Genomic DNA, 13797 nt, shown 5'->3' with positions numbered 1-13797 from the left:
TGGGTGACCGCGTTGCGAGCGGGGAGCGTGCGCGGTCGACCAACGGGAGACCGCGAGACGGAACGGTGAACGGAGTGAACCGTGAAGCAAAGCGACCCGCGAGCGGAGCGATCTTCCCTCGCAATTCTACGATCGAGCCATCCCGGGTAGCCACGCGTGTGGAACTGGGAACCGATCGGCTACTAAAAAGAACCGTCTCTAGCCGGCGCATTTTTAAATAGGGTCGGACTGGCAAGTAGACAGTAGCTATAATTATGCGACGTCGCGCATTCCTTGCGACAGCTGGGACGTTACTCACGGCGGGGTGTGGGGCATTAACCGGTGGGAACGGTGGTGACGGCGGTTCCAGTGGCCCGGGATTACACTCGGACGATATGGGGGTCGATTCGTCGATCGGTGACGAGCGGATCGAAAACGACGAGATCGGCGTCGACGGCAACTGGTCCGACCCCGATATCGACGTCGACGATATCGGGAACGACATCAACAACAGCGATATCGACGCGGATATCGAAGTCGAACTGGGGGACGAAAAGGAGACGGCGACGCCGGAGAACCCGAAGGCCACGAAACACATCGCCGAGGCACGCAAGAAACTCATCGCAGCACACGACACGTATACGAGTCAGTCGACGGGTCGGAACGCTCGGATGGCGGGTGTCAAACCCACGACGGATTCGTTCCAGTGGGTGAGTATCAGGACTGACGTGGAAGCCGCCATGGCTGCCCTCGAGCGCGCCTCCGAGCACGCGGAGGGGGGACAGGCCGTCAACGTGCTCGCGCTCGAACAGGTGGGATATCTCCTCTTGCTGTCGGCGAAAACCGACCGGAAACTCATCGACGCCTACGAACACTTCGAGTTCGCGACCGAGCGGCTGTTCAACGAGAGTTTCGGGCAGACCGAAACCGCGCGCAATCGAATGGCCAACGACTACGAGGAAGCCAACGAGATCTATCAGGAGCTGACCGAGAAGATCGAGCCCAAGAGCGCCGGGGTGTTTTCGCAACTGAGCGAGCGACTGTACGAACGGAAGATCCGCCAGCTCGACGGTGCGATCGCGGCGTTCCAGGATTTCGACACCGGCCTCGAGTCGGCACAAAGTGCTATCAAAGGCGTCAAGCCCGCAGTCGACGCGTATCACAGTGACGAGTACGAGGACGCTCGCGACGGCTTCATGCGTGCCAGCGCCGAGTTTGCCGGCGCTTCGATGTCGTTTACGATCGTCGGCCAGTCGACCGGATTGCAGTCACGGGCCTCGGATCTGCACGCGACCATCTCGACGATGGAACAGGCTACCAAGGACCTGCAGCGAAGCGCCCAGGGGAGACTCGACGGCGAACGTCTCATCTACTACGAGGCCAAGCGCGCGGCAGAGGAACACATCGAGTCGGACGAGCGCGTCAAGAACATGTCGGCGTTCCGCGATATCCTCTTCTGATCGCCCGCTATCGGTTTTCGGACAGTCACCGCAAACGAACGAACCCCAGACCGCGGGGCTCTTTGTGCAGTGTCGGCTTCCACCGCACATGGACGAGACACGACTCTCGATCGCACGGGCGGCGGCCCGAGCCGGCGGCGCGGCTGCCGACGAGCGCTTCCGGCGGTCGGTCGACGTCGAGACGAAAGCCCACAAGAACGACCTCGTGAGCGAGGCGGATAGGGCGGCCCAGGAGCACGTCGTCGAGCGACTCCGGGAGTCGAGCGACGCGCCGGTGGTCGGCGAGGAAGACGAGGAACGGACGGCGATTCCCGAGGCGGGTCCGGCGTGGGTCGTCGACCCGATCGACGGGACGGCCAACTACCTTCGCGGGCTCCGGGTCTGGACGACGACCGTCGCGGCTGTCGAGGACGGTGACCCGGTCGCCGGCGCGACGGTGATGCCGGCGCTCGACGACGAGTACGTGGCCGGACCCGACGAGACGCGGTTGAACGGGGACTCCGCGACCGTCAGCGTGCGCGACGACGTCGAGACCTTTGCGGTTGCGGTGCTGGGGTGGGGTCCCCAGGGCCAGCGAGCGGCGTATTCGGCGCTCAGCAGCACCGTCGTCGAACGCTGTGGGGACATGCGGCGGTTCGGGAGCATGCAGTCGGCGCTGGCTTTCGTCGCCAGCGGGGGCCTGGAGGCGGCAGTCACGACCCGGCAGCCCAACCCGTGGGACTCGGTCGCCGGCGTGCATCTGATCCGGCAGGCCGGCGGGACGGTGACCGACCTCGAGGGGAACCGCTGGCGTCACGACAGCACCGGCCTCGTCGCGTCGAACGGGCGGGCACACGAAGCGGTCCTCGACGTCGCGCAGGACGCCGCGGCGGCGGGCGAGCGGGAGTGAGTGGGGCCGAGACGCGTCGTCGTCTGTGCAGTGGGCGGACACGGGACCGGAACCCTGAAACGGTCGGCTCGCGGGGATTCGATTATGCAGGTGACAGAGCAGTTCGATACCGGCCGCGCCTGGGTCGGGACTGCCCTCGCCGCCCTGACGGTGTTCGTCGTCGGCTCGCTGGCTCTCACTGAACAGGTGTACTGGGGGTTCATCTGGCAGTACTTCTGGGGCCCAGTCTATGCCGACGCACACAACGCGATCTGTGCGGCACACGGGAGCGGCGGAACCGAGTTGCTGTACCAGCAGAGCGCCTGTCGAGTCGCGGCATCCGAGGGCGCTATCGTCGCCGAGCCGGGCTATACGCTCGTCTCGGAGGTCGGGTACATGGTCCTCCTCCTGTTCTCGCTGGTGGGCGTCCTCCAGTTGATCGAGTATCTCGACTTCGAGGCCGACCGGCGGACCTTCTATGCACTGATCCCGTTCATGCTGTTCGGCGGTGTGCTCCGGGTCGTCGAGGACGCGAACGACGCGGTTCCGGAGGGGGTCTCACAGGCCATCGCCTATCCCTGGAACTCGCTGATCATCAGTCCCGTCATCTACTTCACCGTCTTCGTCGTCACGTTAGCCGCGCTGCTGGGGACGCTCAAAATCTACCGGGCTGGATATACCGAGACGCACGCGCGACCGTTCGCGGCCGTCGGCGTCGCCGCCTTCCTGGGCACGTTCGCCTATCTCACCGTCCTCGGAGCCACGAAGGATTACGTGGGGCTGTACCCGCAGGTACTGGTCTCTACGGTTCTCATCGCGACGCTCCTGGCGGTCGGCATCTGGAAGGGCGTCGACCGGGTCGCACCGTCGATCAACGAAGGGACCGGTGCGATCGGGCTGGTCGTGCTCTGGGGCCACGCCATCGACGGCGTGGCGAACGTCATCGCCGCCGACTGGCTGGGGGTCCTCGGTGTGAACCTCACCTACACCCCGAAACACCCGGCCAACGAGTTCATCATCGGTGCGACGGAAGCGATCGTTCCCGCGTCCGTGCTGGCGACGCTGGGTTCGTCGTGGCCGTTTCTCCTGGTCAAACTGGTCGTTGCGGTGGCCGTCATCTGGATCTTCGACGCGGAGATCTTCGAGGAGAGCCCGCGCTACGCGCTGTTGTTGCTGACCGCGATAGTGGCAGTCGGTCTCGGACCCGGTACCCGAGACATGATCCGGGCGACCTTCGGCATCTAGAGCCGTTCGAGCGCCGCTTTCGGATAGTACTGACCGCCGCAGTTCGGACACTGTGCAACGGTGACTGATTCCCCCGCACGCAGCACCTGCCGGCGGACCAGGTCCTGCCCACAGTCCGCACACGGGAGATCGAATTCGGTCGTCATGACGAACACGGGGCGCTACCGAGCGGAGTACGTCCCCGTGTAAATTTGTGACACTCTAGCGCATAAATCTTCGCCTCAGACGGCGAATTTTGGATGTTCTCAGGGGAATGGGTGGTGATCGCGGTCGAGACGCGGTTCGAACCCAATCTCGGGTGGCACCGTTTCGGCCCGCTCCCCGAAGTAGGCGTTCTCGAAGAAGAGCGGTTGCGCGGAGGGGACGAGCGCCCGCACCGTCTCGAACCCGAGCGCAGCCACGTCGGGGGTCGTCGTTCGGGACGCGTACACGTCGAGGCCGGCGTCGTCGAGGCGGTCGATGACGGTGTCCAGGTGAGCCTGTCCGGTCGGGACCTCGTCGGCACCCACGCTCTCCCCGGGGACGGTGCCGTCCGCGTCGATGAACGCCTCGGCCGCTTGCGGGCGGTCGGCGTAGTGGCCGATCGCACCGCTGGCGTCGGCGGCCTTCTCCGGTCCCATGCCGCGGAGTTCGAGCCAGTTCTGGACGGCTTCGGCCAGCGCCGAGCGGGCGGCGGACGCCGCGTCGAGGTGTGCGGCGGACCCGAGCGCGAAACGGGGCCACTCCTCGCGGTGGACAGCGACGGCGACGACGGGCACGTCCACGTCCTGGGTGAGCAAGAGCGGTGTGACCGACAGCCCTTCCGAGCGCGCACGAGTCACCAGCGTCTCGAAGCCGTCGTCCACCACGTCGAGTTCGAGCGGGTCGAACGTCGAATACCAGGCCAGCATCGCCGCGTCGCGTTCGATGACCTCGTAGAGCCCGGAGCGCAGGGCCTCGACGCTGCCGTTGCCCAGGCCGAGGCCAGTCGTCACCGCCGAACGGAACCGCTCGGCCGGCGGCGGGAAGTGGACGAACTCCGCGGGCAACTCGACTTCCCCACCGGTGATCAGGTTCTTCCCGGGGACCCACTCGATGGACGTCTCCTCGCCAGGGTTCGTGTATAAATCGCCCGTCGGGCGGACGAACGTCGAGGGCGGCACGGCGTTTTCCACGTCCGAGGGCGTGCCGGTCGCGAACGTGCTCGTTCGATAGACGCCCGCACAGTAGCGTTCGAGACCCTCGCCGAGCGCCTTCATGAACGCGCTGTTCCAGTCGGCGTCGACGCCCGCGGCCTGCTGGGCGGCCGTCGCGTCGCTAAAGCCCGTGGTGTCCGATAGCGTCGCTAAATAGTAGGGAACCGGGAACGACTCGGCTTCGCCCACCTGATTGACGATGCCGACCCGCTCGTCGAGCGCGCCCTCCGCGCGGGCCAGGGACTCCTCGACGTCGCGGTCGACGACCGTCCGCTCCAGCGTCCGGTCTCGTTCGGGCTGGCACTCACAGTCCGGCACCGGGAGGACGCGCCGCTCGGCGTGTGGAATCTCGATGACGCCGCCCAGCGCGACCGACTGCTTCCCGGCGACGAGTCGGGCCGCCTCCCGGCCGGCGAGGGCCCCCGCGAACCGCGTGGTCTCGGGGCTCGGGGCGGCCTGGGGCTCCTGAGAGGGGTCGGCGTTCGCCCTGACTCGCGTCCGCAGGCAGTCGTAACAGCCGGTTTCGGGACCGAATCCGGAGACGGCTGCCTCGACGACCGGATAGCCGCCGAGACCGCCGATCTCGACGGCGAGCCACGGGGTTCCTCGGTCGATTGCCGTCGTATTCACCGTCTCGAAGGCGACATCGCCAGCCTGCCCGACGACGACTGCGAGGTCGCAGTGCTGGATGTCGTCGGGAGTCGCGTCGGTCACTGCGACGTCGACGTCGTCGAGCGCCGCCGCGACCGCGTCACGCGCCGGTCCCGAACCGACGAGGGCCACTGTCATGTCCCGTCGATAGAGACCCGGGGGAGAAAAAGCGCGGGGGTCAGTTCGAGAGCAGACTCTGGGAGACGTTGGCCAGTTGGTCGGCCTCGGCGTCCTGAAGCCGGCTGTCACCGAGCATCAGTCGCAGGCGCGGCCGTCCTACGTCGATCGGGACCTTCTCGGTGTCGATCAGGCCCATGTCCTCCAGCTTGGTCTTGGTGCGTGAGAACGTCGCCTTCGAGGCGAGCCCGATGTCCTCGCCCCACTTGCTGATGTCGTACAATAGCTCGCCGTTCTTCGCTGCAACGAGCAGACTGATCGTCACCTCGTCGAGCCCGTCCCCGTTACCGCGTGCGGTCTGAAGCGAGGCGAGCACCTCGTCGAAGTCGGCCGCCGTCGCTTCGCTGATGTCTGCCGAGAGGGTGTCACGGACCTCCGTCAGTGGCGGCGTCCTGAGCGCGTACTCGTCGGCGTCGTCCCAGACCGTCGCGTACCGATCCCGGACGCTGGTGACGAAATCACTGTCGTCGGTCGTCAGCCCCGCGACTCGGTCACCGGCGGTAACGATCGAAACGACTTCGTTTTCAGTGATGAAAAGGGAGTTCTCGGGCTGCGACGAAGTTGTTCGAATAGAAAGGTGTCCGGCTTCGACCAGGTTCGCCGCCCGACTCGCAACGATGAAATCGTCCATCACGTCCTTCAGCGATCGCTCTCCGGCCAGCAGGTTGACGGTCGGCGGCGATTCGAGATCGGTCATCACCGAGATCAATTCCTCGATCGTCCCCTGTGAGGGGTTTACCACGTACAAATCCGTACTCGCCGCGTCCAGTACCGAATCCAGCAAGTCCGCGATTCCGTCCGTGAGCAGGTTTTCACTCATCGTCCTATGACTGTATATATTATTTAACCGTATTTAATTTTATCGTTGATAACGAGTTGAATTACGCGGCGAACTCGTAAACACCGTCAGTTGAAGGACAGTAAATATATGTCTTGCGAGCCGATATCAAAAATGAATATCCTCGATGGAGAAGGTGCGCGGTCGTCCCGACTGGGGGAGTCCTGCCGGTGGTGAGGTGTCGCCAGAACAGTGATCGATCAGTTCCCGTCGGTGAGTTTCGCGGCGAGTTCCGCCGACCAGTGGAACTCGCTGTCGTAGATCACGGGGAGTGCCTGCTGTCGGAGGACGTCGAGCAGTTCGTCGGTGTCGAGGACAGTCTCCGTGGCAGTGCCGTGCAGAAGCGCATCGTCGCTGACGGGTGGCCGGTAGCTGTCCCCGATATCTCGGGCGGATACCGCCTCACAGCGGAGCCGATAGTCCGTCCCATCGCGTTCGAGCCAGCCGACGGTCGGGCTCTCGGGCGTCGGTGCGAGCGTGTAGGTACCGTCGCCGACGACGGCGTAGTCCTTCCCCATCATGATCCGCCGCCGGGCGAGTTGCATCGCTGGTTCGAGGCCGAACCCGTGGACGAGCAGGCGCGCGAAAGCCGTCCCCACCTTCGCGGCCTGTCGGTCGAGAACCTTCGTCAGCGTCACCGCGCCCGCGACGCTGCCCCGCTCGACCAGATCGAGCCCCTCGTGATAGGACCCGCAGGCGTTGAGGAAGAAGGTCCGTGCGCGGCAGGCGTCCAGCGACGACGCCGAGAGGGTGCCGTCCACGCACTGTAACCCCTGGGTGTCACAGTGGCCGATGTAGTGGACGAAGTCGTTCGGCGTGGCGAACACCTCGGCCAGTTCGTCGCGCCCCAGGTGTTCGTGGACGGTCACCGACAGCGGGAGATCGGCCGACCGCTCCCGGTAGATCTCCGAGACCGTCGCGTGCTCGTCGGCCATCTCCTCGTCGTTGAGGATGACGGCCACGGACAACTCCGTCCCGCTGTCGTTCTGGTAGCGGCGACGGTTCTCGTACGCCCGAGGCGTGGGTTTGAACGCGTCGATTGGTGCACCGGGTGCCAGCCAGGCGTGCACGCGCCCGGCCTGGAGTTCGGGTTTCACCACGTCGACCGACGCGACCGATCCGCTGGTCGCGCTCCCCGACCGGTAACAGTCGTCGAGGGTCCGCTCTAACAGTTCCGTTCCCCGGAGCTCCGAGGACTCTGGCAGGTAGACCAGACTCAGCGCGTCGAGCAGGTACGGCAGACACCGGACGTTGCGCGTTTCTGGTGCCGCGTACGTCGAGAAGTGCCACTCCGGGAGCGCCTGTGGGAGGTCGGCGTCCGACACCCAGAAATACCGCGCCAGGCGCTCGGCCGGCGAGCACCGCCGCAGCGCCTCGGTGTCCAGGCCGTACCGTGACGCCAACCGTGCCCGCTGGTCGGTCGCGTCGCCGTCGACGTCGCGGACGAGCGTATCGAAAAAGAACGTCTGTCGGAGCAGTCGCGCCACGCCGTGTTGAAACGTCGGTAGCTCCCGGAACTGGTACTCGAAGTCGATCGATGGCGCGACGAGTCGCGGGTGGGTCCGGTCTGTGACAGTTACCTCGGCGCCGAGATAGTAGGCCAGCGGCGCACCGACGAACAGGTACTCCATCGAGGGCGGCACCTGGAGTTCGAGACCCGTCTCCGGCGTCGCGTCCGCGACGGCGTCGGGGATCGATACCTCGTCTCCGAGTTCGACCATCGGCGGGGTGTCCCGGTGTGACGGGTGCGACCGCTCGGGACCCGCCGTCCGTAGTGCTGACGAGAGGTGCGTGATCGCGGTGGCCACCCCGTCCCCTGTTCCCGGTACAGTTATCGTCGCCGGATCACTCCGACACTCGGAGAACCCCACGGTCACCGGCTCTTGCCCCTCGAAGGCGACCGTCAGGTCCCGTCCCGAGCGGCGGATCGCCACGGGACCGTCGAACCGGATCGCCAGCTCCGTGCTGCCGTGCTGATCCCCCCGAGCGGACCGATTCCCGTCGGAGACTCCCATCGCCGGCCGGCATTCGAGGACGTACGGTCCCGCATCGAGGGTGACGCCGTCCCCGAGGTCGTACTCCTGCCCACTCGCCCTGTCGGTCACTGTTGCGCTCCGAACCGGAACGGTGAGCGACGAGACCTGGCCGGTGACCGTCTCGTCGACCGGTCGCCCGAGCGTCGGCCCGGTCGCACTGTCCTGCCAGTCCGCTGTCTGGACAGTTACCTCACCGGCGTCGCCGATGGCTCTGACCCCCCCATTGGCCGCCACCCACACCATCATGGTACCGACATGAAACGCGCTACTGGCCCATTACTTTTCGGCTGGTGTATTACCGGGTTATTAAGACGAATCGACGAACGCCTGGTCGGTCTCGGGACGTATGTGTACCCCTCCCATTCCAGACGCCGGTTAGGTAGATTATTGACGGGCCGGGTCGGACCAGTCCACATGAACTACGAGCACGTCCGGGAGACGGACCCGGCCATCGCGGACGCCCTCGAGGGCGAAGTACAGCGACAGAACGACACCCTGGCGATGATCGCCAGCGAGAACCACGTCAGCGAAGCGGTGCTCGAAGCCCAGAGCAGCGTCCTGACCAACAAGTACGCCGAAGGATACCCCGGCGAGCGCTACTACGCCGGCTGTGAGTACGCCGACGAGGTCGAGGAACTCGCCATCGAGCGCGCCAAGGAGCTGTGGGGCGCAGAGCACGTCAACGTCCAGCCCCACTCGGGCACGCAGGCCAATCAGGGCGTCTACTACGCTGTCCTCGAAGCCGGCGACAAGATCCTCTCGCTGGACCTGAACCACGGCGGCCACCTCAGCCACGGCCACCCTGCGAACTTCACCGGCCAGTTCTACGAGGTCGAACAGTACGAGGTCGACGCCGATTCGGGCTACATCGACTACGACGAACTCCGCGCCCACGCCGAGGAGTTCGAGCCGGACATCATCGTCTCGGGCTACTCCGCGTACCCGCGCGAGGTCGACTTCGAGGCCATCCAGGAAGCCGCCGACGCCGTCGACGCCTACCACCTCGCCGACATCGCACACATCACCGGACTCGTAGCGGCGGGCGTCCACCAGTCGCCGGTCGGCGTCGCCGACTTCGTCACCGGCTCGACGCACAAGACCATCCGCGCCGGTCGCGGTGGCATCATCATGTGCGACGAGGAGTACGCCGACGACATCGACCCCGCCGTGTTCCCCGGCGGCCAGGGCGGCCCGCTGATGCACAACGTCGCCGGCAAGGCCGTCGGCTTCAAGGAGGCCCTCGAACCCGAGTTCGAGGAGTACGCCGAACAGACGATCGAGAACGCCAAAGCACTGGGCGACCGGCTCCAGGAACACGGCTTCGAGCTGGTGTCGGGCGGCACCGACAACCACCTCGTCCTCGTGGACCTGCGCCCCTCGCACCCGGACACGACCGGGAAGGACGCCGAGGAAGCCCTCGAAGAGGTCGGCATCGTTCTCAACGCTAACACGGTCCCCGGCGAAAGCCGGTCAGCGTTCAACCCCTCGGGCATCCGCGCGGGCACGCCCGGACTGACGACCCGCGGCTTCGACGCCGAGGCCTGCCGCGAGGTCGCCGACATCATCTACGAGGTCGTCGACAACTACGACGACGAGGACGTGAAGGCCGACGCCGCCGAACGCGTCGACGAACTCACCGACGAGTACACGCTCTACGAGTAAAGCGCGTGTAGCTGAGGGTCTTTTCGGGGGTTGGGTTCGCCCTGCCCGTCCTCTCACAGCGAGATCGATCACCGATCAGTATATCGGCAGAGACGCAATAACCCCGATTAGACCGCTGAAAAATCCCGCGAGAAGCACCCAAAACGAACCGTCGCCAGCGAAGACACCGATCAGCGTCAATTGGAGGGCAAAAAGCACGAAAACCATGCCCCTGAGCGTAGCGAGGATATCGGACCGGATCGGATTCGTCTCAGTCATTGCTGACAGTCGCGGTGTTTGATGCATCTCGCTGTCGTATCCAGAACTTACTCCTCATGATGGATCTCCTCGTAGCGGGTTGTTTGAACCGAACCGCCGGACTCGAAGGCGGTCTGAGAAGTGATCGACACGGTGTCTCCCTCCCCCATCTCGGCAGTGAGCGTGCCAGACAGACGGGTGTCGTCTTCCCACTCTTTGGTCCACTCATCGGCAGTCGAATCAACTGCGAGGCTGACGGTCGCTTCCTCGGGTCGGCGGTCAGACTCATCCGGGAGACCGAGATCGACAGTGGTGAGGACATCGACGCGACCGTTGTCCACCACGACGTCGGGAACGAACACAGTCTGCTGGATCGTTTTCGGAACGCCATTCCAGACTGATGTCGACCGTAGATGTCGGTGAGTCCCGCTGACCGCTTTTTCCGTTCGAACTGCAGTACACCCACCGAGACCAAGGGCCGAACCGAGACCTACGACCTGGAGGAAGGTACGCCGGTTCATGTGGCAGAACGGTTCTTCGGCTGGAAAGTGTCTTTGATCTATACTTTCACGACTGGGTCGCACACGTCTACCCCAGGAACTGAACAACGCGTTGCGGTCGATGTGATCGAGAGCGTATAGAGAGACGACAGGCGTCCAGCAGGGGAGTGACCAGTCGCGCGTGATCCGAGCCTTTGATTACTCGCCGCGGTCCCCGTTAGGACATGACCGAGGTAATCGACGGCAACGCCGTCGCCCAGGACGTTCGCGACGGGCTCGCGGACGCCATCGACACGCTCGACGACGCGGGTGTCACGCCAAGTCTCGCGACCGTTCTGATGAGTGACGACCCCGCCAGCGAGACGTACGTCTCGATGAAACAGGACGACTGCGAGGAGGTGGGCATCGAAGCCATCGACATCGAGATCGACCCCGAGGCCCCAGCCGAGGAACTCTACGACACCATCGACGAACTCAACGCCGACGACGACGTCAACGGGATCCTCGTCCAGATGCCCGTGCCGGACCACGTCGACGACCGGCAGGTCCTCCGCCGCATCGACCCCGCCAAAGACGTCGACGGGTTCCACCCCGAGAACGTCGGCCGGCTCGTGGCGGGCAACGCCCGGTACAAACCATGTACGCCTCACGGCATCCAGAAACTCCTGGCCGACGCCGACGTCGAGACCGAGGGAGCCGACGCGGTCGTCGTCGGCCGCTCCGACATCGTCGGTAAGCCGATGGCCAACCTGCTGCTCCAGAAGGCCGAGGGCGGCAACGCCACGGTGACCGTCTGTCACTCCCGAACCGACGACCTGGCCGAGAAGACCCGGGCAGCCGACATCGTCGTCGCCGCCGCCGGCGTCCCGGAGATGATCTCCGGCGACATGATTTCGGAGGGAGCGGCCGTCATCGACGTGGGGATCAACCGCGTGGAGGCGGACAACGAGAAGGGGTACGAACTGGTCGGCGACGTGGCGTACGAGAGCGCCAGCGAGAAAGCCGGCGCGATCACGCCCGTTCCCGGCGGTGTTGGTCCGATGACGCGTGCGATGTTGCTCTGGAACACCGTCAAGGCCGCCGGCCTGCAGGAAGACATTGACGTGACGCTTCCCTGAATGACCACTCCGGATTTCGAGACGCTCGCCGCCCGCGAGGACGTGTGGCACCGCGAGACGACACACGAGGTCGACCCGGACCGACTGGCCGAGGCACGTGCGAGCATCGAGGCGGGGTGGACCTGGGCGGTCGGCGCCGTCGTGACCGACGACGCTGGGCGCGTGCTCCTGGTCCGGGAAGACGATCAGTGGCTCGCACCCGGTGGCAAGGTCGAACCCGGCGAAACCCACCAGGAGGCCGTCCGCCGGGAAGTCCGCGAGGAGACGGGGGTCGAAATCGCGGTCGGTGATCTCCTCGCCGTGACCGAGGTCGGGTTCGAACACGGGACCGACCGCGTCGCCTTCTGGTTCGCACACTACACCGCCGAACCGGAGACGACGGCGCTCGCTGCCGACCCCGGCCGCGACGGCGAGGGGATCGACCGCGTCGAGTGGGTCGAAACGGTCCCAGAGGAGACGGTCGACCGCGAGGTCGTCGTCGCTAACCACTGACCGTGCGTTGTGTGGTCGCCAGCGCCTGGAAAGACGTTCGACAGGACTGTTACCGACCGTGACGTCGAGCCGTCGGATGGCGCGTCGTTCTGGCCGGTGATCGGCGGTCTACCCACCGAGCGTGTCGAGTCGGTGCTGGGCCTGGGCGAGTGAGCTCTCGTCGCCGGTCGCGAGATACTCGCCCAGCGATCGGGCCGTCCCGACGAGTGCTTCCGAGGTCGAGAGGGGTACGTCGCCGTCCAGCGCAGTGATGCGCTTTCCGTGTTCGGCGAGCGTCGACAGGAGTTGTCGTGCGGTCTCGTCGGGGTGGTCGTCCAGATAGACGCGGAGGTCACTCCGGTAGTGATCGACGGCCGTCGCGTACGCCAGTCCGCGCGCGTCTCGGACCGAGTCCGGGACCGCCGCGGGTTCGGGCCGCTCCCCCTGATCCGCGCCCCTGATGAGTTCGAGCAAGTAGTACTCCTCGTCGTCGGTGAGCCGCATCGTGTGTTCGACGTACCCGGCGACGTGGCGCAGTTCGCGGGCGGCGAGATACGCGTCCGACAGCGGCTGTAGCTCTCCGGCGTCGATGAACCCGTACTGGCGGACGAACGATCGACATTCCTCGGCCGCGTCGGCGGCGAGTTCACTGATCGGTACGTCGTCGATCCGGTTGCGGACATCGGTCAGATCCAGCGTGACGGGACTGGCCGTGTGTTCTTTCCGGTCCTCGACACCGACGCTCCTGAGACTCCCACACTCCGGACAGGTGATCTCTCCAGTCTCGTAGTAGGACCAGCGCGTCTCACACTCCTTGCACTGGCGGTCCCCGCGAATCTTCATGCCTCCGGCTTGGGAACCGAGATGCAAAACTGGCCCGCCTCCGACCCTGGGACCGGGCCGAGTGTGAAGATTCTTCCATCTCGTTCCCTAATTGCCACGTATGCGTGACGAAGAGGAGATCCGAGAGCAGTACGAGTTCCTGAAAGAGCAACTCGACGACGAGAACATGAACCATCAAGGGGTGCGGCAAATGTTCACGTATTACAAACGGGCGCTGGGATGGGTGCTCGAAGAGGAGTATATCTGATCGTCGTTCTTTCGGGCGTAACTGATGACGAACGCCAAGCGATCTCGCGTCGAAACGAAAGCTCTCCATCGTGTGATTTTATTGACTGTTCTCGACGATGCCGGTACATTTAAGTGATTATGGCCACTCGATTCAGGTGACGCTTCGCTTGGAGGGCCGAAGCGTCAGCGGGGACCAATTCAGGGCGGCAAGCAATCACGCGGGTATTTTCAACCCGCGTGATTTGCTTTCCATTCGACAACTACATACCGAGCAACTGGAGTAGTCACGACGACTCATCGACGGTCGTA

General features: G+C 64.9%; 14 protein-coding genes. 7 read left to right on the top strand and 7 right to left on the bottom strand.

Annotated elements, in window-relative coordinates:
* Positions 1-374: 374 nt before the first annotated feature.
* The 3 genes from E2481_RS02875 to E2481_RS02865 all read left to right on the top strand — a co-directional run bounded on the left by E2481_RS02875 (position 375) and on the right by E2481_RS02865 (position 3552).
* Positions 375-1439, top strand: coding sequence for a hypothetical protein (locus tag E2481_RS02875; protein ID WP_136715611.1), 1065 nt, complete (start codon positions 375-377; stop codon positions 1437-1439).
* Positions 1440-1527: 88 nt separating this feature from the next.
* Positions 1528-2328, top strand: coding sequence for an inositol monophosphatase family protein (locus tag E2481_RS02870; RefSeq protein ID WP_136715610.1), 801 nt, complete (start codon positions 1528-1530; stop codon positions 2326-2328).
* Positions 2329-2412: 84 nt separating this feature from the next.
* A complete protein-coding gene (locus E2481_RS02865; protein ID WP_250137706.1) occupies positions 2413-3552 on the top strand; it encodes a DUF63 family protein in 1140 nt (379 codons plus the stop codon).
* Here E2481_RS02865 and E2481_RS02860 read toward each other — a convergent pair.
* The 4 genes from E2481_RS02860 to E2481_RS02845 form a co-directional block, all read right to left on the bottom strand.
* Complete coding sequence (locus E2481_RS02860; protein WP_136715609.1) at positions 3549-3698, bottom strand: zf-TFIIB domain-containing protein; 150 nt, start codon at positions 3696-3698, stop codon at positions 3549-3551. The two genes, E2481_RS02865 and E2481_RS02860, sit on opposite strands and share 4 nt — an antisense overlap.
* Positions 3699-3797: 99 nt before the next feature.
* Positions 3798-5516 carry a YcaO-like family protein gene (locus E2481_RS02855; RefSeq protein WP_136715608.1) on the bottom strand — a complete coding sequence of 573 codons (1719 nt, stop codon included), beginning with the start codon at positions 5514-5516 and terminating at the stop codon, positions 3798-3800.
* Positions 5517-5556: 40 nt separating this feature from the next.
* Entirely contained in the window at positions 5557-6375 is an 819-nt protein-coding gene (gene tbsP / locus E2481_RS02850) for a transcriptional regulator TbsP (RefSeq protein WP_136715607.1), read from the bottom strand.
* Between the two features lie 218 nt (positions 6376-6593).
* Entirely contained in the window at positions 6594-8675 is a 2082-nt protein-coding gene (locus E2481_RS02845; RefSeq protein ID WP_136715606.1) for a hypothetical protein, read from the bottom strand.
* 168 nt (positions 8676-8843) lie between these two features.
* On the opposite strand from E2481_RS02845, the gene glyA reads away from it, so the two are divergent.
* Positions 8844-10091: a serine hydroxymethyltransferase gene (gene glyA / locus E2481_RS02840; RefSeq protein ID WP_136715605.1), complete on the top strand. Its 1248-nt coding sequence runs from the start codon at positions 8844-8846 to the stop codon at positions 10089-10091.
* Positions 10092-10166: 75 nt separating this feature from the next.
* On the opposite strand, the gene E2481_RS02835 is transcribed toward glyA, so the two are convergent.
* Both E2481_RS02835 and E2481_RS02830 read right to left on the bottom strand, forming a co-directional pair.
* Positions 10167-10349, bottom strand: a complete 183-nt coding sequence (locus E2481_RS02835; protein ID WP_136715604.1) for a hypothetical protein — start codon at positions 10347-10349, stop codon at positions 10167-10169.
* 47 nt (positions 10350-10396) lie between these two features.
* The gene (locus tag E2481_RS02830) at positions 10397-10669 is read right to left on the bottom strand and encodes a hypothetical protein (protein WP_136715603.1); all 273 of its coding nucleotides are present in this window, start codon (positions 10667-10669) and stop codon (positions 10397-10399) included.
* Positions 10670-11052: 383 nt separating this feature from the next.
* Between E2481_RS02830 and E2481_RS02825 the strand changes: the two genes are divergently transcribed.
* Both E2481_RS02825 and E2481_RS02820 read left to right on the top strand, forming a co-directional pair.
* Positions 11053-11946, top strand: a complete 894-nt coding sequence (locus E2481_RS02825) for a bifunctional methylenetetrahydrofolate dehydrogenase/methenyltetrahydrofolate cyclohydrolase (RefSeq protein ID WP_136715602.1) — start codon at positions 11053-11055, stop codon at positions 11944-11946.
* Positions 11947-12438, top strand: a complete 492-nt coding sequence (locus E2481_RS02820) for an NUDIX domain-containing protein (RefSeq protein ID WP_136715601.1) — start codon at positions 11947-11949, stop codon at positions 12436-12438.
* A 108-nt stretch (positions 12439-12546) separates the two neighbouring features.
* Here E2481_RS02820 and E2481_RS02815 read toward each other — a convergent pair whose 3' ends face one another.
* Positions 12547-13260, bottom strand: coding sequence for a DUF7117 family protein (locus E2481_RS02815; RefSeq protein WP_136715600.1), 714 nt, complete (start codon positions 13258-13260; stop codon positions 12547-12549).
* 100 nt (positions 13261-13360) lie between these two features.
* Here E2481_RS02815 and E2481_RS18530 point away from each other — a divergent pair, with 100 nt between their 5' ends.
* Entirely contained in the window at positions 13361-13507 is a 147-nt protein-coding gene (locus E2481_RS18530) for a hypothetical protein (RefSeq protein ID WP_169302358.1), read from the top strand.
* Positions 13508-13797 lie beyond the last annotated feature (290 nt).

Origin of the sequence: Halorientalis salina (assembly GCF_005049285.1) — an archaeon.
GTDB lineage: Archaea > Halobacteriota > Halobacteria > Halobacteriales > Haloarculaceae > Halorientalis > Halorientalis salina.
This window is presented reverse-complemented; position numbering and strand designations above follow the sequence as displayed.

Coding starts and splice junctions, on each gene's coding strand:
- E2481_RS02845 (WP_136715606.1), bottom strand. CDS start 8,675: ATGATGGTGTGGGTGGCGGCCAATGGGGGGGTCAGAGCCATCGGCGAC.
- E2481_RS02860 (WP_136715609.1), bottom strand. CDS start 3,698: ATGACGACCGAATTCGATCTCCCGTGTGCGGACTGTGGGCAGGACCTG.
- glyA (WP_136715605.1), top strand. CDS start 8,844: ATGAACTACGAGCACGTCCGGGAGACGGACCCGGCCATCGCGGACGCC.
- E2481_RS02820 (WP_136715601.1), top strand. CDS start 11,947: ATGACCACTCCGGATTTCGAGACGCTCGCCGCCCGCGAGGACGTGTGG.
- E2481_RS02835 (WP_136715604.1), bottom strand. CDS start 10,349: ATGACTGAGACGAATCCGATCCGGTCCGATATCCTCGCTACGCTCAGG.
- E2481_RS02875 (WP_136715611.1), top strand. CDS start 375: ATGGGGGTCGATTCGTCGATCGGTGACGAGCGGATCGAAAACGACGAG.
- E2481_RS02815 (WP_136715600.1), bottom strand. CDS start 13,260: ATGAAGATTCGCGGGGACCGCCAGTGCAAGGAGTGTGAGACGCGCTGG.
- E2481_RS02855 (WP_136715608.1), bottom strand. CDS start 5,516: ATGACAGTGGCCCTCGTCGGTTCGGGACCGGCGCGTGACGCGGTCGCG.
- E2481_RS02870 (WP_136715610.1), top strand. CDS start 1,528: ATGGACGAGACACGACTCTCGATCGCACGGGCGGCGGCCCGAGCCGGC.
- E2481_RS02865 (WP_250137706.1), top strand. CDS start 2,413: ATGCAGGTGACAGAGCAGTTCGATACCGGCCGCGCCTGGGTCGGGACT.
- tbsP (WP_136715607.1), bottom strand. CDS start 6,375: ATGAGTGAAAACCTGCTCACGGACGGAATCGCGGACTTGCTGGATTCG.
- E2481_RS02825 (WP_136715602.1), top strand. CDS start 11,053: ATGACCGAGGTAATCGACGGCAACGCCGTCGCCCAGGACGTTCGCGAC.
- E2481_RS18530 (WP_169302358.1), top strand. CDS start 13,361: ATGCGTGACGAAGAGGAGATCCGAGAGCAGTACGAGTTCCTGAAAGAG.